Raw genomic sequence first — 20818 nt, forward strand, 5'->3', positions numbered from 1 at the left:
CAACAGAAGGGATCACTCATGAAACAAAAAATACGTTTAATTCAGCGGCGGACGGTTCATTATTTACTGGTCATGACGTATTGGCTTGCGAGACGCTTGCCGATTGACAAGCAAAAAGTCGTGTTTGCGACATATCGTTCAGACAAGCTCGTTGATAACTTCCGTGCCGTTTATGACGAACTTGAGAGCCGCGATCTTGGATTCAGCTATGTGTTCCTGTTAAAGCGGTTCCCACAAGGTCTTTTCGGTCAGATTAAATACGTCTTCCACATGATGCGGGCGACGTATGAACTCGCGACTGCCCGCTATTTCATCATCGATGACTACTATTATCCGGTCTATGTCTCGTCACTGCGTCAAGGGACTGAGGTCATTCAACTGTGGCATGCATGTGGCGCCTTTAAAAAGTTCGGTTACAGTGTGCTCGATAAATCCTATTCACCGGACGATGATTACTTGAAGATGGTTCAAATTCACCGAAACTACTCGAAAGTCTATGTCTCGGGAACAGCCTGTATCGAACCGTATGCTGAAGCATTCGGGATGGACGCGGCCCGTGTTCATCCACTCGGTGTCCCACGAACGGATCAACTCTTGAATCCGGCGCGCCAAGCACATGTCGAACAAAAACTGTATGCTGACTATCCGGAGTGGCGTTCGAAGAAAATCATTCTTCTTGCTCCGACTTTCCGGGGCAACGGTCAGACGACGGCACATTATGATGAGGAACTAAATTTCGAACAGTTCCGCCAAGAGCTCGGGAGCGAGTATATTTTATTGTTACGGATGCATCCGTTCGTGCTTAATCGTCCTGTCGTCCCGGCTGAATTTTCGGACCAAATCATCGATATGACGGATTATCCGGATATCAATGATTTGATGCAGATTTCAGACATTTTGGTCACGGATTATTCGTCCGTCATCTTTGAGTTCGCTTTACTCAAAAAACCAATCATCTTCCTCGTGAATGATTTGACATCCTATAAGGAAGAACGTGATTTTTACTTCCCGTATGAATCGTTTGTCCCGGGGCCGATTGTTTCCTCGTTCAACGAAGTCATCGCTTGGGTGAAACAAGGGCAGTTCGAATCAGAGAAGATTGAGGAATTCGCCCGTCAATTCTTCACGTATCAAGATGGGCAAGCGACAAAACGCATCGTGGATCATCTGTTAGATCATGTGCAGTCGCCTGCAGTGTCACCTGAAAAAACGACAATCGTGTAAATACGATCATCTTGAAGGACATCACACAGTATATAGAGAAACCCGGACGATTCTGCTTTTAAAAAAAAGTGAGAATCATCCGGGTTTTTTTGATTGGTTTCCTGACAGGAATGAGGGAAACGTGCAGAAGAAAAAGCGATTATTTGATCAACTTCGTTTGGGGAGGAAGTTGCAAAATAATCGCTTATGACTGTATAAATGGGGCTTGATTGGCGCGAGCAGGGGTAGCTCGCAGGATGCGCACTCCTTAAAAGTGCGTTAACTTTTCGCGGGCAGGTGTCCGTTTTTTTAGTGGTGGAATCATCGCAGGCCAACCGAGTTGGATGACACCGGCGACACGTTCTTCATCATGGGCACCGACGAGTGTCGCATATTCGTCTGTAAACCAATGTTTCCCGCTTTTCCAGCAGCTTCCTAAACCAAGTTCTGATGCAAGCAGTTGGATGTTTTGAATCATCGCAGCAGTCGCAAGTAAATCTTCTGTCTGTTGATCGTCTGTTCCTTGAACGTGATAAAGGACCGTCAAAAACACCGGGACTTCACTTATTTTTTCTTTAAATGATAGGCGTTGCTCATCCGTTTTTTGATCGAATTGACCACGTGCTTCAAGGAGCTCCATCAATTGTTCGACATACCGGACTTGTCCTTCACCAATCGCGAGAACAAAACGCCATGGTTCGCGTAACTTATGATTCGGTGCATAAATTGCTGCTTCTAAGATTTCTTCAATCATTTCGGATGGAACAGGTTGATCGGTGTAGGAACGAACCGAACGTCGTTCTAAAATGAGTTGTCGTGCATTCATCACTATCATCTCCTGACCTAAGTACTCTTAAAATATAAATGATAACGATTATCATTGTCAATGGTAATCCGAAAAATAAAACGAACGGTGACTAGAATTCAATGGAAGTCATCGTTCGTTTCATGTGGTTATTGTTTTTTGCTTGCTGTCGTAGCGAGTTTCTTTTTGACTTGGCGTAATCGCAGTAATGCCATTAAATAATGTGCAAAATAAATTGTGAAACCAAAGAAAATCGGGATCGCAAGTCCGAGTTCGACACCCGGAACAGCCGTCAAGTTAATGTAAAGCAAGACCGTCATGGACAACGTATAAAAAGTTGCTTCAAGCAACTGCGGCATGATGCGTTTACGCTTCAAGAAAAACGAGCGGATAAGCGGTAAGATGACGAGGCTGACGAGCCGATCAATTAGACCAATCACGAGCACGCTGATGACGATTGCGAGACCACCTTCGAACTGTAAGAGGTTCGGAAAGACATAGTACGAGACAAGCACTAACGGACCGACGAGTAAGAAAATCGAGACCGAAGCACGGAAAAAGACGAAGAGACTGTTTATACTCGTTAAAAACGCACGCGAGATTTTTTGCGACCAGGAAAGAGATGGTCGTCCGACCTGCCACGCGAAGCAACAGGCGAAAATGAACGCGTAAAATTGAAGGAAGGCAACCATAAAGCATCTCCTTTTGATATGAACTCAATGAACCTAGTGTAGCGATATTAGAGAAGAAGTGCAAAGGTGAACGATTAAAAAGCCAGCTGACGATGTGCCGTCAACTGGCTGGATAAGACACGTTAATCTAAATTCGGTTCTTTTTTTCCATGAAGGAAGAATGACAATACGAGTGCAAGAGCAGACAAGACAGTCGCCACCCAAAAGGCATCTGTAATTCCACTGATCGTCGCTTGTTTCGTCAATTGCGTCAACCAGCTAACGGATGCGGCTTGTGGACTACCAAGCTGTTGTCCGAGCTCACCAAGGTGTTGCGAGAGTGTTGGGTCAAGTGTCGTAAACTGGTTGGCATCGTCCGCGAGATGAGCTGTCGTCTGACGGGTCATGACCGTGACGAGGATGGCCGTCCCGATTGATCCAGCGACTTGGCGTAATGTATTTTGTGTCGCGTTTCCGTGAGGAATCATCTTCATCGGCAGAGCGTTCATGCCAGCTGTCATAATCGGCATCATGATGAACGCCATCCCGAAGGACCGGAGCATATAGATGCCCATGATGGAATAGTAAGACGTGTTTAAATCAAGTTGCGTCAATTCCCATGTTCCGTACGTCATCAACGTCAGACCGAAGATGGCAAGCGGTCGAATGCCGAACCGGTCGAACAGTCGACCGGCGAAGGGACCGGTGATTCCCATGATCAATGAACCAGGCAATAATAAGAGACCTGAGTCGATGGGTGAAAAACCACGGATGCTCTGCAAGTAAATCGGCAGCAGCAACATCCCGCCGAACAAGGCCATCGTGACGATGACGTTAATGAAGAGGGTGAATGAAAATTCCGGTACTTTTAGGACACGGATGTTCAACATCGGGTCGTCCATCGCAAGCTCACGCAAAGCGAAGGCGGCAATACCAAGTAACCCGATGACGATCGTACTGATGACGACAGGGCTGTCCCAACCGTCGTTTCCGGCTTCACTGAATCCGTATAAGAGACTACCAAACCCGATCGTACTAAAGACAACACCGAGGGCATCGAACTTTGGTTTTGATAACGGTTGGACGAGTTTGAACCAGGCAAATCCAAGTAAAAGTGTTAAGAGACCAAAGAAGGCCATTGCATAGAACATGACGTGCCAATCGTAGTTTTGAATGACATATCCTGTGATCGTTGGTCCGATCGCCGGTGCAAGAATCATCGCAATCCCGAGCATGCCCATCGCAGCTCCCCGTTTATGGGGTGGGAACAATGTCATGAAGACGTTCGTACCGAGCGGCATCAAGACCCCGGCCCCGGCTGCTTGGACCACACGTCCGATCATCATGACCGGGAAGTTCATCGCCATCGAACAAATGATCGATCCGAAGAAGAACAACGTCATCGAGACGAGAAACAAGCGGCGAAACGTATAGCTTCGCATGAGGAACGCACTGATTGGAATCAAGATCCCGTTGACGAGCATGAATCCGGTCGTCAACCACTGTGCTGTCGACGTCGTGACGTTGAAGTCGTTGATCAAGACAGGAAGAGCGACGTTGATTAATGTCTGATTCAAAATCGCGATGAACATTCCAATTAACAGGACAGTGATGACTTTCGGGATACTGATGTTTTCCGTTGAAATCGTCGCTTGCGCTTGCGGAGCAGGGGCGGCTGGAATCGCGCCAACCGCTTCTGCTTCAATCAATGTTTCATCAAGCGCCGGACCTCCTGCGCCAGCTACCCGCGGTTGCCGTGCCCGGCGTGCAATCAAATTGACTGCAAGGAACGTGACAAGCATGAACACAATGTATCCAAAGAGGAAGGTCGTAGACATAAGCGTCCCTCCTTAATCCTTATGAATGCGGACGGTCACATTCATACCAGGGCGAATGTCGAGTGATTTTTCTTGTGAGAGCGACACCTTCACGGGAATCACTTGCGCGACTTTTGTATAGTTTGCGTTTCCATTCGATGACGGCATCATCGAGAACGTGCCTGCTGTTGTCATCCCGATTTGTTCGACTTCACCCGAAAGTGTTGTATCGGGATAACTATCGACATAGACATCGACGGCTTGTCCGACTTTGACTTCATCGATTTCTGTTTCTTCGACGTTTGCTGTGACCCATAATTCATTTAAGTTAAATCCGTAAGCGAGCGGCGTACCGGCACCAACAAAACCGTTCTCTGTCGCCATCGACTGAACGACGGTTGCTTTTGCTGGCATTTCGATTGACGCATCAACCGGTTTTTGACCAGTTTGTGCCATCATGACGTGACCAAGTGTCGCCCCGTTATCGAGTGTCTGTCCTGTTTTTGCCGTCCAGTCAGTGAGTTTTCCAGCGCCAGGACTAGCAATCGTAATCATCTTACCGTCGATTTTGGCATTTTCTGTTTTGACGTAACTTGTTGCTTGATCGTAGTAATAATAACCGATTGCGCCACCACCAATTAAAACGACGAGCGTTAAAATATTGATGATTAATAATTTCTTCATGTTCATGAGTAAGTTGCATCCTTTCTGTTACTAGCTGATCGCCCCAGTGCGGTCTCATAAAAAAGACTCCTCTGGGGAGGAGTAGTTAATACAGTTAATTATATGGGTGCATAACAAACAAACAACCAACAATTTCCGACAAAATGTTGGAAAAGTCTTTGTTAACGGATACAATACGTAAAAAGGAGCTGAATTTTAAATGAATCAGTCGTGCGATCCGCGTCCTAAACGTTCACGTGAACGTATTACGACAGAGCTATTTCATTTACTTGAACACCATTCCTTTTCGACGATCACCGTCAAAATGTTGACGGATGGTGCTGAGGTCAATCGTTCGACCTTCTATGCGCACTATAAAGATAAATACGATTTGCTGGATCAAATCGTTGAGGAACACATGACGTTGCTCGCAGAAGCGATTCGGATTACAGGAAAACAATCGGCCGAGCCTCCGACAGTCGAACGCGTCAGTCGTTACTTTGCACGTTTGTTCATCCACATTGAGCAAAACGAGCGCTTTTACCGGACGATGCTGCTCCAAGGAACAGTCAAGACGTTCATCTCCCGTTTCTTGGATACGTTAAAAGAAAACTACCGTCTTGCTTTCCGGGAGACGACAAGTGTCTCTGTTCCGGTGGATCGGGATTTATTACTGAACTACGTCATTGGTGGTCAACTCGGGCTCTTGATGTCGTGGTTACGAAATGATCGTCCGTATTCCTCCGAGTATATGGCAAATCAGCTCAGTCAGATGATCGTCTTCGGAACAGTTGAAAGTATTGGTTTTCCTCAGACACGCCCAGGGACTGTCTAAAAAATGAACTAAAAAGCGCCATTCCGATGTGAGGGAATGGCGCTTTTTGTGCTAGTCGGATATAACGTTAGATTACGCTTGACGGAATTCCAGCTGTTTCGTATAAATCGTACTTTGGTTACGTCCGTGCTCTTTTGAAGCATAGAGTGCTTTATCCGCTTGTTGCAATGCTTCGAGTGATGTATGGGATCCACCCGAATGGGCAATTCCTAACGAAATCGTAATCTTCAAATCAGGTACATTTGCAGTCGGGAACAGGTTACGGGCGACTGTCGTCCGCGCTAATTCAGAGATTTTTTTCGCATCCTTCAATGATGTGTTCGGTAAAATGATCAAGAATTCTTCTCCACCGTACCGACCGACTAAATCATCCGGACGTACAATAGAGGCAAGTGTCGTTCCGAGTTGCCGCAACACATCGTCGCCGGCATCGTGACCATATGTATCGTTAACGTGTTTGAAGAAATCGATATCGATCAGGATAAGTGAATATCCGTCGTCATCCGATCCGACGAGTGATAGGGAGTCGTCCAGACGTCGGCGATTGGCGAGACCCGTCAAGGCGTCGGTCATCGCAAGTTTTTGCTGGTACTGGATATTTTCAAAATGTCGTCGCAGTTCGGCTAATAAGCGATAGGTGACGAGTCCGGCTAATAAATTAAAGAAAATGTACGTAACCGATACTTTGAAAAACGTTTCCCAACTGTTTGTCAGTGCATAGATGGCTGGTAACGAATAGAGAATACCGATTCCGATCATTAATTCAAAGGTCAGCAATGTATTACGTAAAAATCTGCGTGCTATGCCAATTGTCAAAATGAATAAAATCATGATGACGGAAGCGAGAATCGCTCCTTCGATTTGATCAGCAGGTGTAATTAAAAAACGCGTTCCGATAATCATGACTCCCGTGATGAAGGCACTAGGCAATCCGCCAAATAATGTGGCAATCGCGACAGGAATGATACGTAAGTCAATCCGGGCAATATCAATTTGAATGCTGTTGAACATGAGGAGTACAGCAATTGCACCAGCTACACAACCTAAAATAAGGCGTGATTCAAGCTTTGATTTTGGTGTAATTCTTGGTTGATTTCGAAAAGGTAAAAATAAAAGCGTGATCGTCGTGAATAAGAGACAAAAATTTATGATGAAGTTATTCATAATAGACAACAAATCCTCCCAACTCCCCCTGCAGTATACTTCCAATTATATACTTTGAGTATACTCGTTCTACTAACGGTATAGGAGGTCTGAATGTTTAGAATAAAAAAAGAAAAACAGAATAAAACCTCTGTCCTTCTCTTGATTTTTAATTTATTAATTGGATGAGACGACTTCTTCATCCATTGTCGCGAGGATTTTATCAAATACATGGATCATCACGTTCAGTTCCTCTTCAGACAAAGTGCCGAATCGCTCCTGAAGATATTTGCGACGGACGACTTCGAGATTCCGAAAAGCGGCCTCTCCCTCGTCAGTCAAGGCAAGGACGATTGAACGACGATCTTCCGTCGAACGTGTCCGTGTCACAAAACCGGTCTTATAAAGTTTATCTGTCAAAGCGGTGACCTGACTTGTCGCAAGTTCGAACTGTTCCGCGAGTAATGTCGGACGCTGGGGGCCGTTTTCAGATAAGCTACGTAAGATGAAGAATTCACTTCGCGTGGCAGTACCTTCAAACAGTTGATTCAACTCACGGCGCAACGTCCGGAGAATCACGCGCATTTGTTCTTCTAATCGATATGTCAATTGGTCATGTTGTTCTTGTCCCATCTGAGCAACATCCTTTCTGTACTACCTTCTACCATTTAGTGTACTAAAAATATCGGAATTTTACTATGAGCACGGTAGGATTCAAAAATATAAATTGACAAACAAGAAACATATTATGTACTATGTCGAAGTAATGAATTAGTAAATCAACTTAATTAGTTCTCACTCAACCAGTGGGATGGAGGTTGCGATTCTTATGAGTCGGGTTACGGATGTCGTCAAGCGGCAGATGAAATAGCTCAAAAGGAAGAATTGCCGAAATCGTAGACTACTTTGAAAGTCAGCGATTGGGATTAGATCAAACAGGTCTAATACTGTCATGAACCGTTTGCGGTTTATGGGGAGCTATCTTTCACGACGGTAGAATGAGACGCATCATCGATATGTTGCGTTCTCATCTTCCTCTTGGAAGGTGAGGGCGCTTTTTTACGCCCTCTCAAAAATTATAAAAAGAGAGAAGCGACAGACATGAACAATTTACAACAGCAACAACAACCCCTCGATTCCACAGCAGAAGGGCTACAACGAGGGCTTCAAGCCCGGCATATGTCGATGATTGCAATTGGCGGAGCGATTGGGACCGGTTTATTCATCGCGTCAGGTGCCTCTGTTGCAGCGGCAGGACCGGGTGGTGCGTTACTTTCTTATACAATCGTCGGATTGATGGTCTACTTCTTGATGACGAGCCTTGGGGAGATGGCCGCCTATATGCCGGTCGCAGGATCATTCTCGACGTACGGGACGAAGTTCGTCGACCCTTCATTCGGATTCGCCTTAGGATGGAACTATTGGTACAACTGGGCCGTCACGATTGCCGTCGAGCTCGTCGCAGCACAAATCGTCATGCATTACTGGTTCCCGAACATTCCGGGCGTCTATTTTAGCGCGCTGTTTTTACTTTTAATGATTGGATTAAATTATTTTTCGGTCAAAGGATTCGGTGAAGCCGAGTACTGGTTTGCGATGATTAAAGTCGTCACGGTCATCGTGTTTCTTGGTGTAGGAGTCGCGATGATTTTTGGTATCTTTACTTCGGAGCCACCAGCAGGGTTCAAAAACTTTGGCTTAGGTGATGCACCGTTTGTCGGAGGGATTCCAGCTGTCATCGGTATCATTCTTGTCGCAGGTTTTAGCTTTCAAGGGACGGAGCTCGTCGGAATCGCAGCAGGCGAGTCGGAAGATCCGGAAAAAAATGTCCCGAAAGCAGTTAAACAGGTGTTTTGGCGGATTTTATTATTTTATGTATTTGCGATCTTCGTCATCGGAATGTTGATTCCATACACAAGTCCGAGCCTTGTCTCAAATGATATTACGGATGTTGCCGTCAGTCCGTTCACACTCGTCTTCGAAAAAGCAGGACTCGTGTTTGCAGCAGCATTGATGAATGCGGTCATCTTGACGTCCGTCTTGTCTGCCGGGAACTCCGGGATGTATGCTTCAACCCGGATGCTCTACACACTGGCACGACAAGGTGATGCACCGAAACTATTTGCAAAAGTCTCAAAAAACGGTGTGCCGCGGAATGCGTTACTCGCGACAGGGGCGATTGGTGCGCTTTGTTTCTTGACGTCGATGTTCGGTGGACAAGTTTATCTTTGGTTACTGAATGCTTCCGGAATGACAGGATTTATCGCGTGGCTCGGGATCGCGATCAGCCATTACCGTTTCCGAAAAGGTTTCGTCGCCCAAGGGCATGCGTTACGTGACTTACCGTACGTTGCACCGGCGTTCCCGTTTGGTCCGCTATTCGCATTTGGCCTGTGTTTCCTCGTTATCGTTGGGCAAAACTATGCCGCGTTCCTCGCTGATCAAATCGACTGGGTTGGGATTGCAGCAACGTATATCGGAATTCCGTTATTCTTGGTCTTCTGGCTCGGACATAAAGTCAAACACCGGACATCGGTTGTCCGGTATGATGAGATGGAGTTTCCGAAGCATCCGAAAAAATAATAGTATAAGCTAAAGGACCCTCTCGCTTACGAGAGGTCAGACTATAGGCAAAGTGTTATCGGGAATCGGGAGATCAAGCGTCTTTTTTCGTTGCTTTCCTCGGGCGAGGCGCAAGCCGTTGCTCCTTGATCCTAACGGACAATGAGCAGGGTCTTGCCTGCCTCTGACAGTGCGTTGAAAACGCACTTTTCCCTTAGGAGTCAACGAAACATGACGCTTTTTAGGTAGTATCGTGACGGATTGTCTCTCGTTATCGCATGTTTACGCTTATTAATAGTTTGTCTACACACCAAAACCCTCTCACTTGCGAGAGGGTTTTTCTGTATAGAAGAAGCGAATAATTCCCGAAAGATTTTTTCAGTTTCTTTCCATGATATGTCCCTTCAAGTATGTCAATCCGTAATTGGATTATTTCTTTTTAATAATTTTATTTTTATCTAAAAATATTGTTTCAATAAAGTAAGAATAAGGAATAAATTCTTTACAGTAAATCTACTAAAACAATCGGGATGGAGGAAGTGTGAAATGAGTACATATGAATTGATTTTGACACTGGGTTCGGCCGCGTTCTTCATGGCGCTCGTTGCTTATGTGTCCTATCGCATGACACGAGGAAAGGAACAGGGAGTTGACGAATATTTTTTGGCAGGACGTGGACTAAGCGGAATCTTTATTGCCGGTTCCTTGCTTCTGACCAACCTTTCGGCAGAACAACTGATTGGTTTGAACGGTCAGTCGTTCATGGGGAATATGTCGAGCATGGCGTGGGAAGTCACGGCAGGGTTTGCTGCCATCATCATGGCGATCTACCTGTTGCCTAAGTTTTTGGGGATGGGGATTTCGACGTTACCTGAATTTTTAAGTCAGCGCTATGATGAAACGGTCCGGCGGATGACGGTGCTCTTATTCTTACTTGGCTACATGTGCGTGACGATTCCATCGATGCTTTACTCCGGCGGGATTGCCGTCTTACAGCTGTTTAACGTACCGGAGTTATTTGGATTGAGTTATACGCAGTCGCTGTGGCTCGTCATTTGGGTTGTCGGGATCATCGGGGCCATCTATGCAATTTTCGGAGGACTACGGGCTGTCGCCGTCTCCGATACATTAAATGGAGTCGGCCTTGTCATCATCGGTTTCCTCGTTCCGATTCTTGGTTTTTTTGCACTCGGGGACGGAAACATGGTCGACGGAATGAAGCGTCTCGCAACGACACACCCTGAAAAATTGAATGCGATTGGGTTGTCAACCGACGCCGTTCCGTTCTTTTCGATTTTTACAGGGATTCTGTTTGCGAATCTCTTCTATTGGTCACTCAATCAATATGTGATTCAGCGCGTGCTTGGAGCAAAGGACTTAAAAGAGGGACAAAAGGGTGTCTTGATGACAGGCTTCCTGAAACTACTCGTCCCGGTATTCATGTTGATTCCGGGTGTGATTGCGTACCATTTGTATGGAGATAATCTAGCAAGTGGAGATTTGGCCTATCCGAAATTAATCACGGAGTTGCTCCCTGTCTCATTGATGGGATTTTTCTTGGCCGTCTTGCTGGGAGCAGTCTTTAGTTCATTCAACTCACTCTTAAATAGTATCGCGACGTTGTTCGTACTCGATATTTATCGCCCGGTCTTTGCGAAAGAAGCGACCGACCGGCAGCTGATTCGTGTCAGTAAAATCTTCGGAACGATCGTTGCCTTGATTTCATTTGTCGTCGCTCCATTCTTAATGTATGCACCAGACGGTCTTTGGACGTTGATTCGTCAGTTCACAGGATTTTTCAACATTCCGATTCTCGTCATCGTCATGATGGGAATGCTCGTGCGGACGATTCCGCCGATTGCTGCCAAAATCGTCATTGTTTTTCATGTCATTGCCTATTACTTCTTTGTTTTCGGACTCAGACAGTTGTTCGGAATCGATCACGGCATCAGCTTTATCCATGGCTACGGTATTTTATTGGTGATCGAAGTGCTGTTCATGTGGTTCATGGGGAAATATCGTCCTGTTATGCAGGTGAATCGTCGTCGACCGGTACGTACGACGGGGATGACACCATGGAAATATGCGATGCCTGTCTCGGTCTTACTCGTGTCGAGTATCATCTTGATGTATGTCCTCTTCTCGAAAATAGGACTCGCCTATCCGGATGGTATCGTTTCAGGCTGGTTCTGGCCAATCACGCTTGTCTTGCTTGTCGGGACGGTCTTCCTCTGGCGCTTTGCCTTGAAGTCGTGGCATGCGCGGTATACGACTTATCTCGAGGAAGAGTACAAACGAGCGGAATAAGTTCACAGTTGACGGCTCAAATCGATTAAGATTAAAGAAAAACGGAGGCGAGCATCGTGAACTACTGGTACCACTTTAAACGGGCATTCATCCCGATTGCGATTTTATTGATTACATTAGCGATTTATCAAATGATTTATCGTATGAACAACATTTGGTATTCGCTCGGCGGATTGATTTTAGTTTTTGCAGCGATTTATTTTGTCATGCGACGCCTGAAGGCAAATCCAGAAGATTGAGTGAGCAAGATAGTAGGGGCATGCTTTAAAAAGCAGTAGACTAGAGAGATAGAAAGAGGAGGGGAAGATAGATGGCAAAAGCAATATTTGCAGGTGGTTGTTTCTGGTGTATGGTCAAACCGTTTCATAAGTATGATGGTGTCGACCAGGTGATTTCCGGCTACACCGGTGGTCATACAGAAAACCCGACCTATAAAGAAGTTTGTTCTGAGACGACGGGACATCTCGAAGCAGTCGAGGTGACGTATGATCCGTCTGTCATCACATATGAAGAATTACTTGAAGTATTTTGGCGTCAAATTGATCCAACGGACGGTGGCGGTCAGTTTAATGACCGAGGTCAATCGTACGAACCTGCTATTTTTTATGTTGATGAAGCGCAAAAGCAAGCGGCGGAACAATCAAAAGCAGCGCTTGATGCTTCTGGTCGTTTTTCAAAACCGGTTGCCGTCGACATCCGTCCGGCAGCACCATTTTGGCCGGCGGAAGAATATCATCAGGACTACTACAAAAAGAATCCGTTCCGCTATCAAATGTATAGTGTCGGATCGGGTCGTGCCAAGTTCGTCAAAGAAGCTTGGAAAGATCACGGTAAGGAACAGGAATTGAAACAACGCTTAACACCCATCCAGTATAAAGTGACACAGGAGAGCGGGACAGAACCGGCCTTCCGAAATGAATACTGGGATGAAGAACGTCCGGGGCTGTATGTCGATATCGTCGATGGAACGCCACTCTTCACGTCAAAAGACAAGTTCAACTCAAGTTGCGGATGGCCGAGTTTCGCGAAGCCGATCGCAGAAGACAAGATGGAAGTAAATCTTGATACGACGCACGGCATGACGCGGACAGAAGTTCGTTCAGCTGATGCCGATAGTCACCTCGGTCATATCTTTGATGATGGTCCAAAAGAGCTCGGTGGTCTGCGTTACTGCATCAATTCCGCTGCTCTTCGATTTATTCCGGTAGAAGAGCTTGACTCTGCCGGATATGGGGAATATAAAAAACACTTCGAGTAAGTCAAATCGTAAGGCAGCAAAACGAATTCGTTTTGGCTGCCTTTTTTAGAATCGAAAGGAGGTCATGTTTTGTTTACAGCAGTTTATGACGACATTCGACAGATGACGATTGCCAAAGTATTGGATTTTTATGATGATAAAGTGCGAGGACTCGATGAAACGGCTCGACGGAAAAAATATGACAAGATGAGCCAAAGTCCGTTTCTGTTTTTCCGCGGCAGTTCCCATCTGTTTTACTATGATTTGACCCGTATTCCATTAGGGTTCGACACACCGGTTGAGACACCGACATGGATTCAAGGCGATCTCCACTTTGAGAACTTCGGTGTTCATGGAAATGCGAAGGGTGAAATCATTTACGACGTTAATGACTTTGATGAAGGGTATCTCGGATCCTATCTTTACGATGTCATCCGGATGGCCGTTTCGGTCCGTCTATTTGCAGACGAGGTCGCTTATGATGCGGAACCGGCGATTAAGGTCTACATTGAAAACTACTTACACGACCTTCATGAATACGCGAATGGTAAAAACCCGAGTGACATCTGTTTTACGGTCAAGAATACGAAAGGACCGATTCGAAAATTAATTAAAAAAGCTGAAAAGAAGAAAGCAGACTTGCTTGGTGAACGAACTACTGTGATTGATGGACACCGGAAGTTTCTTGATCTACCGGATATGAAGCGTGTCGAAAAAGAGACGTACGCAGCAATCGAAGCGATTTGGCCGGATTACATTGCATCAGTCGATGAGAACGATCGAAGAGACGACGCGTTTTATACGATCAAGGACATCGTCCACAAACTGGATAGCGGAACCGCCTCGATTGGTCTGGAACGCTATTACATTTTGATCAATGGGGAAGGGAAGGAAGAGCCGGACGTCATCCTTGAGATGAAACAAGCACAAACGGCTGTGCCGTCCTTATTCGTTCCTGTTTACCGCGAAGATGTCGAGACCGTCCATCAAGGATTACGGGTCATCGCGTCTCAAAAAGCGATGCAAGCGCATGAAGATCCTCATCTTGGATACGTGACGATGCATCAAAAGGAGTATTACATTCGAGAGCGCTCTCCGTACAAAAAGAAATTAAAAGCAAAGCATATTAAAAGCCAGGATGATCTTGAAAATGTATTAGCTCTTCAAGGTCGGATTACGGCGAAAATCCATGCGCGAGCCGATATGGATGCAGGAATTAAGGCGACGGTTCTCACTCATCATGCGGATGTCGCGATTATCGAAGCAATCGGACAGTCAGAGCAAGTTTTCCTTCAGCAAATTCAACGCTGGTCAAACGCCTATGCGGAAAGAACGAAGCTAGACTTCCACGTGTTTTTGAACTGGATGACGAACCGATAAGAAAATGGTCTTTTGGGAATTGGAAAAAGGCAGGAAACACCGAATTGAACTTCGGCGTCTCCTGCCTTTTTTAGGCTAATTTCTTAATTTAAGAGGGAACTGAACTTTTTACACGAACAGCGTCAAACTCACGTTTGATGCTTTCATTGGCTTTTGCTTCTTCTTCAGCCGACCAACCGAGTTCGCTACGCATGAGAGCGAGTACGCCGTCCGCATATTTCTCGGCATTTGGATAATCGAAGAAGACGGCGGACGCACGGCGATTCAAGAAATCACCGGGTTGCATGACGAGCTCGGCTTCGAGTCCGTAAAGCAGTGCACCGAACCAGTGAAGTGGTAACTGGTAACGTTCCGCTTCACTGCCACGTGAACGAATGAGTTCATACACCCGTTCGACGTTCGTTCCGTAGCGTTGGATGAGCCATGTCGTCTCGTCTGGCGAGAGACCGAGGGCTTCTCCTTTCGGTTGTTGCTCTTTCAAGTAGCGGGCAAATCCTTTACTACCATCTTTATGTCCGCCGCCAAGTAAGATATGACGCGTCCGTGATTCAAGATAAATCCGGTCTTCTTCTTTTTTGAATTGTTCGGCGACCATATTGATGATGCGTTCCGCCATTTTCCGGTAACCGGTTAGTTTACCACCAGCAATCGACATCAAGCCGGATTTCGAAATGAAGATTTCATCCTTACGAGACAGTTCACTCGGATCTTTGCCATCTTCATGAATCAATGGACGGAGACCAGACCACGTCGACTCGACGTGCTCCGGACGAAGCTCGATATTGAACATATCATTTGTCGCTTTTAAGATATAGTCGCGGTCTTCTTCCGTGACACCAGGCTCGAGAATGTCACCTTTATAGTTCGTGTCGGTTGTTCCGACGTAGGTTTTCCCTTCGCGTGGAATCGCGAAGATCATCCGTCCGTCTGAGACATCAAAATAAACGGCTTGACGGAGCGGGAAATCAGCTTGATCGATGACAAGGTGAATCCCTTTTGTCAGATGGAGCGACTTACCAGATTTTGAACCATCTTGTTCCCGTAATTCATCGACCCATGGACCCGTCGCATTGATGATTTTTTTCGCCCGAATCGTATACGTCCGGTCTGTTAAGAGGTCACGGACTTCGACGCCGACAGCTTTCCCGTTATGATAGACGAGTGATTCTGCTTTCGTATAGTTGACGGGACGTCCCCCATAACTGATAGCGGATTTTAGGACCTCCATCGTCAAGCGAGCATCATCCGTTTTGTATTCCACGTAGCGCCCGCCACCGACGAGGTGTTCTGAGCGCAGGAGTGGTTCATAACCGAGTGTTTCTTCTTTTGATAACATCGTTCTGCGTTCATTGCGTCGTACACCAGCGAGTTGGTCGTAGACACGTAAACCGATAGAAGTTGAAAAACTTCCGAATGTTCCCCCTTCGACGAGCGGTAACATCATCCATTCCGGTGTCGTGACGTGGGGCGCATTCTCATAGACGATTTCCCGCTCTTTTCCGACTTCTGCGACGAGCTTGATTTCGAATTGTTTGAGGTAACGCAGTCCCCCGTGAACGAGTTTCGTTGAGCGACTTGATGTGCCTTCAGCAAAGTCTTGCATTTCGATTAAACCGGTACGCATACCGCGGCTTTGTGCGTCGAGCAAAATCCCGGCGCCCGTGATTCCGCCTCCGATGACTAATACATCGAGCAGTTCTTGTCCCATCTCTTCTAACCATGCCGTGCGTTCTGTACTTGAAAACATGAATAGTTCCCCCTGTTCGTTATGAATTGGATTGAATTACTCTACTGATATCCATGTACCCTCTTTTGCACTCTTTTGAGCATAATCAATGATTTTCATGACAAATAACGCTTGTTCTGTCGTCACGACGAGCGGAATTTCGTTTCGGATTGCCCGTGCAAGATCCGTGTAATACGTAGAAGCCGGCTTTAAGAAAGGGCGTTCTTCAGGTGGTTGTTCCGGAAGGCCGAATGTATAGGTCGCATTCTCCGTATCGACCATGTCAACGAAGTAACTTGCTTTCGTTCCGTGCACGCTCAAAGAACGTCCAGACATCGGAACGAGCGAACCGATGTGAAGAATCGCACGCCGTGTTCCGAAGGCGAGAATGAGGTGCGTATAATCGTCAACCGGACCGTCGATCCGCTGAATCGTTTGGTCACAAAAGACACGATCCGGTCGTTCTCCGAATAAAGTCAGAGCCTGATCGATTAAATGCGATCCTAAATCGTACAAGAGTCCGGCACCGGGTACGTCCTGTTCCCGCCAGCGTTCACGGACGGTCGGACGGTAGCGGTCATAATGGGCTTCGAACGTCTGAACGTCGCCGAGCTGATCGGTCCGGACGAGTTCCAGTAGCGTTTCGAAGTCTTTTTTGTAACGACGATTATGATAGACTGTCAGTAAGCGATTTTGTTGACGAGACAGTTCAGTTAATCGTTCTGCTTCAGCGAACGTCACGGTAAACGGTTTTTCGACGAGAACATGGCAGTCTGCCTCTAACGCAAGGCGTGCGAGAGGATAATGCTCAGAATTCGGTGTCGCGATAACGACGAGATCGATCGTTTCCTCGGCGAGTAATGTTTCGAGCGATGGATATACAGGCACGTTTGGGTAGCTTTTTGCAACTGCATCCGGACGACTCGACTGAACAGCAATGAGCTGATAATCGGGCGATGTAATATAGGGGGCATGCAGGTGTTCTCCAGCAAGACCAAATCCAACTAAAGCAGTACGAATCATAAGGACACTTCCTTTTCGGTTAGTCCCTTCAATTTAGCACAAGTGAGGTGAAGAAGATGATTTCAGAACAACATGTCATTGAAAAAATGCGGCAGACGATGGCAAAAATCGAGCAGACGAGCGGTACGGCGCAAGTCGAACAACTGGCGACAATGAAAGCATACTGTGAGCTGTTGCTTGAGCAACCGGGCACACCGGCAGCAAACGTCGTGCGTTCACAGACAGCTCCGGCAGCAAAACCGGACGTCGATCCGATGCTCGCACGCTTCATGGGCGTTGCACAAGAAGATGAACAAAAAGGTCCGTCATTGCTTGATTTTTGACTAGATACGTAACTTTTTGGGAATAGAAAAGACAGACAAGCCAGAGGGGGAAACAGTATGAAAACAGCAATCATCATTGGAGCAGGTCCAGGAAATGGTGTCGAAATCAGTAAACGATTCGGGAAAGAAGGCTTCCAAATCGTTTGTGCAGCGCGAACGCAAGACACACTTGCTGCTGTCGTCACGGAATTGAAAGAGCATGGGGTCGAAGCAGTCGGTGTCGAGTGTGACGCATCACGCCGAACGGATATCGCATCCCTTGTCGAATGGACGAAGGAACAATACGGACAAGTCGACGTCCTTGTCTACAATGCATCGATTCTGCATCAGTCATCGGTTCTCGACGTCTCAGCAGAACAAATCACGAAAGAATTTGAAATCGACGTCCTCGGGGCACTCGATGCTGCGCAGCTCGTCGCACCGGATATGGTGGAACGAAAAGACGGCGCCATCTTAATCACAGGTGGCGGGGCTGGAATTCATGCGATTAAATCATTACCCGGACTATCGATTGGAAAAGCGGGTGTCCGTCAATTGACACACATGCTGCATGACACGCTAAAAGAAAATAACGTTTACGTCGGGACGGTCACGATTGCAGGAGAAGTGAAGCGGGGGACGGCGCTCGATCCGGCGAATGTCGCTGAAGCCTTCTACACACTGTATTCGAACCGGACGGATGTCGAAAAAGTCTTGTCTGCAGAATGAAACAGTTAATCGTCTACTACGATGGTCTCTGTCCACTCTGTCAAAAATCGAAACGGCTGCTTGAACGGATTGATTGTTTTCAGCAGTTGACGTTTTCCGATGCGCGACGGATGCCGGTGGAACAACAACCGCGATTGCTCGAACGGATGCATGTCGAAACCGAGCGAGGGGTCCGGTACCCGGGAATCGAAGGAATTCGTCTGTTGACGAAAACCTTGCCAGTCCTTTTACCTGCCTCTCCAGTGGTCTCGTTAGCGATTGTTTTACGAATCGGAGCACCACTCTATGACCGAGTCGCGAAAAATCGCGTCATTCCGATGAGCTGTACGACGGAGTGTTCCATCAATTAATACATGTAGCGAAGCGCCGACGCAAGCAAGGTCGGCGTTTTTTGAATGGACGGGCTCACTAACAAAAAGGAGGAGCATGATGAAGTTTTGGATGAAGGCATTGATGCTAGTCGGACTAGTATTCAGTACAGGCTGTGCCTTAGAGGCAGATCCGGAAACAGAAACGAAGTTCGGTATCGCACAACCGGATGATACAAAGGCCACACAAGTGACCGTCGAGCGGGTCGTCGACGGGGATACAATTAAAGTCCGGTTACCGGATGGGAAGATTGAAGACGTCCGTTTTTTGTTAATCGATACGCCAGAAACGGTAAACCCGGAAAAACCGGTTCAACCGTTCGGACCGGAAGCTTCAAGCTTTACGAAAGACCTCTTACCGAAAGGGAGCAAAATCGTCATCGAGCGAGATCACTCAAAGGCGGATCGTTACGGTCGTCTCCTAGCGTACGTCTGGATTGATGGCAAGATGGTTAATCAAGAGCTGTTACGTCAAGGGCTTGCGCGTGTCGCCTATGTGTACGAACCGGATACGCGGTATGTCAAAACGTTCGAAGACATTGAACAAGAAGCAAAAGCAGCGAAAAAAGGCATTTGGGAAACGGAAGGCTATGCGACGAATCGTGGATTTGACGAAACGGTCTTGACGAAGGAATCGACTTCTTCGGCAAAAGGTCAGTGTGAAGACATCAAAGGAAATATCAACCGGCAAGGGAATAAGATTTATCATGTCAGAGGCGGTCGTTCATACGAGGACGTCAAGCCAGAGGAAATGTTCTGTAGCGAACAGGAAGCGAAACAAGCGGGTTTTCGACGCGCTGCGAATTAATGATGCACGCCCCATGAGAGTTTGTCCTTTATTGTCTGAAGGGGCCGATGTTAAAGGCGCTTCAAACTCAAACTCATGACGGACGGTTCCGTCCTGTACGCACGAAACGCCGATGATCACGTTTTTCATGGAATCATCGGCGTTTTCTAAACGGTCTGCATGTCCGCCTCGCCCGAGGGAAGCACGCGTATCTCCCGATAGCACGTTGTCTACAGTCTGAGACACCCTAACAGGTGCCCACTGTTTGTGGTTACTCCCTCTTATTCTGAAGGCGGGAAGGGTTTATAATGCGGAATTTGATCATCCTCATCAAAGGCAATCGTGACGTCGGTCACGCCTTTTAAAATCCGGATTTGCAGTTCGAGACGGTCTTTGATGTCATCGGCTTGCGCGATTGTCATGCCACGGTCGACTTCGATTTCAAGATCAACGTGGAAATGATCGCCCTCTTTGATGACTTCAAGTTTTTCGATATCACGGACATCTTTATCACGGAGTAAAATCTCTGCGATTTTTGCCGTCAAGACTTCATCAGTTTCACCGAGCGCACCGGCTGCATTTTGGATGAAGACGTTATAGACGACGTAAAACATCATCAATCCGATTAAAACAGAAGCAATCCCTTCTGCTTGATAAAACGATGTATAGTGCGAAATGAGGACGGCGATAATGGCGATGAGACCACCTAGTGTCGCAACTAAGTCTTCCATAAAGACGAGTCGCGTCGCTGGTTTTGCTTGTCCAAGCTTCGAGAAACTTTCGCGAACGAGCGTGAATCCACGCGATTTCAGACCGGTTTCATGAGCGATTTCAATCATCGCTTTATAAAAGACACCCATTTCAAGGACAACGCCGATTCCAAGCGCTGTTAAGATGATCCACAGTCCGCTTGTTTCTTCTCCTGGAGCATGTAGAATATGCAACACGCCTTCACGGATCGTCTCATACGCTAAAATGGCGACGACGATAATTGCTGCGAGCAGGACGAGATTGACGAGTCGACCGAATCCATTCGGGAATCGTTTTGTTGGTGCTTTTTTACTTAACGCAGATCCGACATAAACGAACATTTGATTGGCAGCGTCACCGATCGTATGCATCATTTCTGCGAACATGGCGATGTTACCGGTTAAGATATAAGCGATGAATTTAATAATGGCAATAATCGTATTGACGATAGCGGCAGCTAAAGCAGATTTGTTACCACGCCTCATTAGTGAGAAAAAGTTGGCCATAGTG

At 46.8% G+C, this 20818-nt stretch carries 20 protein-coding genes and 1 riboswitch; of the genes, 11 read left to right on the forward strand and 9 right to left on the reverse strand.

Going from position 1 to position 20818, the window contains the following annotated elements:
* Positions 1-18 precede the first annotated feature (18 nt).
* Positions 19-1224 (forward strand): CDP-glycerol glycerophosphotransferase family protein, encoded by a 1206-nt coding sequence (locus tag KNP96_RS11425; protein WP_214770579.1) that lies wholly within the window; start codon positions 19-21, stop codon positions 1222-1224.
* A 247-nt stretch (positions 1225-1471) separates the two neighbouring features.
* On the opposite strand, the gene KNP96_RS11430 is transcribed toward KNP96_RS11425, so the two are convergent.
* From KNP96_RS11430 to KNP96_RS11445, 4 genes are all read right to left on the reverse strand, one after another.
* Positions 1472-2029 carry a nitroreductase family protein gene (locus KNP96_RS11430; RefSeq protein ID WP_088836057.1) on the reverse strand — a complete coding sequence of 186 codons (558 nt, stop codon included), beginning with the start codon at positions 2027-2029 and terminating at the stop codon, positions 1472-1474.
* A gap of 128 nt (positions 2030-2157) precedes the next feature.
* Positions 2158-2700, reverse strand: coding sequence for a hypothetical protein (locus KNP96_RS11435; RefSeq protein ID WP_159174009.1), 543 nt, complete (start codon positions 2698-2700; stop codon positions 2158-2160).
* A gap of 122 nt (positions 2701-2822) precedes the next feature.
* Complete coding sequence (locus tag KNP96_RS11440; RefSeq protein ID WP_214770582.1) at positions 2823-4517, reverse strand: DHA2 family efflux MFS transporter permease subunit; 1695 nt, start codon at positions 4515-4517, stop codon at positions 2823-2825.
* Positions 4518-4529: 12 nt separating this feature from the next.
* Positions 4530-5186, reverse strand: a complete 657-nt coding sequence (locus KNP96_RS11445; RefSeq protein ID WP_159174007.1) for an HlyD family secretion protein — start codon at positions 5184-5186, stop codon at positions 4530-4532.
* A gap of 193 nt (positions 5187-5379) precedes the next feature.
* Here KNP96_RS11445 and KNP96_RS11450 point away from each other — a divergent pair, with 193 nt between their 5' ends.
* Positions 5380-5994, forward strand: coding sequence for a TetR/AcrR family transcriptional regulator (locus KNP96_RS11450; RefSeq protein WP_029332343.1), 615 nt, complete (start codon positions 5380-5382; stop codon positions 5992-5994).
* A 72-nt stretch (positions 5995-6066) separates the two neighbouring features.
* Here the strand turns inward: KNP96_RS11450 and KNP96_RS11455 are convergent, their stop codons facing one another.
* Positions 6067-7158 carry a GGDEF domain-containing protein gene (locus tag KNP96_RS11455; RefSeq protein WP_251132222.1) on the reverse strand — a complete coding sequence of 364 codons (1092 nt, stop codon included), beginning with the start codon at positions 7156-7158 and terminating at the stop codon, positions 6067-6069.
* Between the two features lie 156 nt (positions 7159-7314).
* Entirely contained in the window at positions 7315-7770 is a 456-nt protein-coding gene (locus KNP96_RS11460) for a MarR family winged helix-turn-helix transcriptional regulator (RefSeq protein ID WP_088836062.1), read from the reverse strand.
* A gap of 171 nt (positions 7771-7941) precedes the next feature.
* Positions 7942-8126: riboswitch (Lysine riboswitch) on the forward strand.
* Between the two features lie 112 nt (positions 8127-8238).
* Between KNP96_RS11460 and KNP96_RS11465 the strand changes: the two genes are divergently transcribed.
* From KNP96_RS11465 to KNP96_RS11485, 5 genes are all read left to right on the forward strand, one after another.
* Complete coding sequence (locus tag KNP96_RS11465) at positions 8239-9720, forward strand: amino acid permease (RefSeq protein WP_214767664.1); 1482 nt, start codon at positions 8239-8241, stop codon at positions 9718-9720.
* Positions 9721-10245: 525 nt separating this feature from the next.
* Positions 10246-12006 carry a solute:sodium symporter family transporter gene (locus KNP96_RS11470; RefSeq protein ID WP_214770588.1) on the forward strand — a complete coding sequence of 587 codons (1761 nt, stop codon included), beginning with the start codon at positions 10246-10248 and terminating at the stop codon, positions 12004-12006.
* Positions 12007-12062: 56 nt separating this feature from the next.
* Positions 12063-12245: a hypothetical protein gene (locus KNP96_RS11475; protein ID WP_029332347.1), complete on the forward strand. Its 183-nt coding sequence runs from the start codon at positions 12063-12065 to the stop codon at positions 12243-12245.
* Positions 12246-12316: 71 nt separating this feature from the next.
* Entirely contained in the window at positions 12317-13264 is a 948-nt protein-coding gene (gene msrA / locus KNP96_RS11480) for a peptide-methionine (S)-S-oxide reductase MsrA (protein WP_029332348.1), read from the forward strand.
* Positions 13265-13333: 69 nt separating this feature from the next.
* The gene (locus tag KNP96_RS11485; RefSeq protein ID WP_214770591.1) at positions 13334-14623 is read left to right on the forward strand and encodes a DUF2252 domain-containing protein; all 1290 of its coding nucleotides are present in this window, start codon (positions 13334-13336) and stop codon (positions 14621-14623) included.
* An 88-nt stretch (positions 14624-14711) separates the two neighbouring features.
* On the opposite strand, the gene KNP96_RS11490 is transcribed toward KNP96_RS11485, so the two are convergent.
* Both KNP96_RS11490 and KNP96_RS11495 read right to left on the reverse strand, forming a co-directional pair.
* Entirely contained in the window at positions 14712-16370 is a 1659-nt protein-coding gene (locus KNP96_RS11490) for a glycerol-3-phosphate dehydrogenase/oxidase (RefSeq protein ID WP_088836066.1), read from the reverse strand.
* Between the two features lie 36 nt (positions 16371-16406).
* Positions 16407-17372 (reverse strand): Gfo/Idh/MocA family oxidoreductase, encoded by a 966-nt coding sequence (locus tag KNP96_RS11495; RefSeq protein ID WP_214767670.1) that lies wholly within the window; start codon positions 17370-17372, stop codon positions 16407-16409.
* A 56-nt stretch (positions 17373-17428) separates the two neighbouring features.
* Between KNP96_RS11495 and KNP96_RS11500 the strand changes: the two genes are divergently transcribed.
* The 4 genes from KNP96_RS11500 to KNP96_RS11515 all read left to right on the forward strand — a co-directional run bounded on the left by KNP96_RS11500 (position 17429) and on the right by KNP96_RS11515 (position 19579).
* Complete coding sequence (locus KNP96_RS11500) at positions 17429-17695, forward strand: DUF5327 family protein (protein ID WP_088836068.1); 267 nt, start codon at positions 17429-17431, stop codon at positions 17693-17695.
* Between the two features lie 57 nt (positions 17696-17752).
* On the forward strand, positions 17753-18403 hold the full coding sequence (locus KNP96_RS11505) for an SDR family NAD(P)-dependent oxidoreductase (RefSeq protein ID WP_214767672.1): 651 nt from the start codon (positions 17753-17755) through the stop codon (positions 18401-18403).
* Positions 18400-18753, forward strand: a complete 354-nt coding sequence (locus KNP96_RS11510) for a thiol-disulfide oxidoreductase DCC family protein (RefSeq protein WP_214770594.1) — start codon at positions 18400-18402, stop codon at positions 18751-18753. Before KNP96_RS11505 ends, KNP96_RS11510 begins: the two co-directional genes overlap by 4 nt.
* A 79-nt stretch (positions 18754-18832) precedes the next feature.
* Positions 18833-19579: a thermonuclease family protein gene (locus KNP96_RS11515; RefSeq protein WP_239456793.1), complete on the forward strand. Its 747-nt coding sequence runs from the start codon at positions 18833-18835 to the stop codon at positions 19577-19579.
* Between the two features lie 260 nt (positions 19580-19839).
* Here KNP96_RS11515 and KNP96_RS11520 read toward each other — a convergent pair whose 3' ends face one another.
* Positions 19840-20814, reverse strand: a complete 975-nt coding sequence (locus KNP96_RS11520) for a cation diffusion facilitator family transporter (protein ID WP_088836072.1) — start codon at positions 20812-20814, stop codon at positions 19840-19842.
* Positions 20815-20818: the final 4 nt, after the last annotated feature.

This window comes from Exiguobacterium sp. s133 (assembly GCF_018618595.1).
Lineage (GTDB): Bacteria > Bacillota > Bacilli > Exiguobacteriales > Exiguobacteriaceae > Exiguobacterium_A > Exiguobacterium_A oxidotolerans.

Coding starts and splice junctions, on each gene's coding strand:
- KNP96_RS11440 (WP_214770582.1), bottom strand. CDS start 4,517: ATGTCTACGACCTTCCTCTTTGGATACATTGTGTTCATGCTTGTCACG.
- msrA (WP_029332348.1), top strand. CDS start 12,317: ATGGCAAAAGCAATATTTGCAGGTGGTTGTTTCTGGTGTATGGTCAAA.
- KNP96_RS11500 (WP_088836068.1), top strand. CDS start 17,429: ATGATTTCAGAACAACATGTCATTGAAAAAATGCGGCAGACGATGGCA.
- KNP96_RS11465 (WP_214767664.1), top strand. CDS start 8,239: ATGAACAATTTACAACAGCAACAACAACCCCTCGATTCCACAGCAGAA.
- KNP96_RS11435 (WP_159174009.1), bottom strand. CDS start 2,700: ATGGTTGCCTTCCTTCAATTTTACGCGTTCATTTTCGCCTGTTGCTTC.
- KNP96_RS11445 (WP_159174007.1), bottom strand. CDS start 5,186: ATGAACATGAAGAAATTATTAATCATCAATATTTTAACGCTCGTCGTT.
- KNP96_RS11470 (WP_214770588.1), top strand. CDS start 10,246: ATGAGTACATATGAATTGATTTTGACACTGGGTTCGGCCGCGTTCTTC.
- KNP96_RS11495 (WP_214767670.1), bottom strand. CDS start 17,372: ATGATTCGTACTGCTTTAGTTGGATTTGGTCTTGCTGGAGAACACCTG.
- KNP96_RS11515 (WP_239456793.1), top strand. CDS start 18,833: ATGAAGTTTTGGATGAAGGCATTGATGCTAGTCGGACTAGTATTCAGT.
- KNP96_RS11425 (WP_214770579.1), top strand. CDS start 19: ATGAAACAAAAAATACGTTTAATTCAGCGGCGGACGGTTCATTATTTA.
- KNP96_RS11460 (WP_088836062.1), bottom strand. CDS start 7,770: ATGGGACAAGAACAACATGACCAATTGACATATCGATTAGAAGAACAA.
- KNP96_RS11450 (WP_029332343.1), top strand. CDS start 5,380: ATGAATCAGTCGTGCGATCCGCGTCCTAAACGTTCACGTGAACGTATT.
- KNP96_RS11490 (WP_088836066.1), bottom strand. CDS start 16,370: ATGTTTTCAAGTACAGAACGCACGGCATGGTTAGAAGAGATGGGACAA.
- KNP96_RS11505 (WP_214767672.1), top strand. CDS start 17,753: ATGAAAACAGCAATCATCATTGGAGCAGGTCCAGGAAATGGTGTCGAA.
- KNP96_RS11510 (WP_214770594.1), top strand. CDS start 18,400: ATGAAACAGTTAATCGTCTACTACGATGGTCTCTGTCCACTCTGTCAA.
- KNP96_RS11520 (WP_088836072.1), bottom strand. CDS start 20,814: ATGGCCAACTTTTTCTCACTAATGAGGCGTGGTAACAAATCTGCTTTA.
- KNP96_RS11430 (WP_088836057.1), bottom strand. CDS start 2,029: ATGAATGCACGACAACTCATTTTAGAACGACGTTCGGTTCGTTCCTAC.
- KNP96_RS11455 (WP_251132222.1), bottom strand. CDS start 7,158: ATGAATAACTTCATCATAAATTTTTGTCTCTTATTCACGACGATCACG.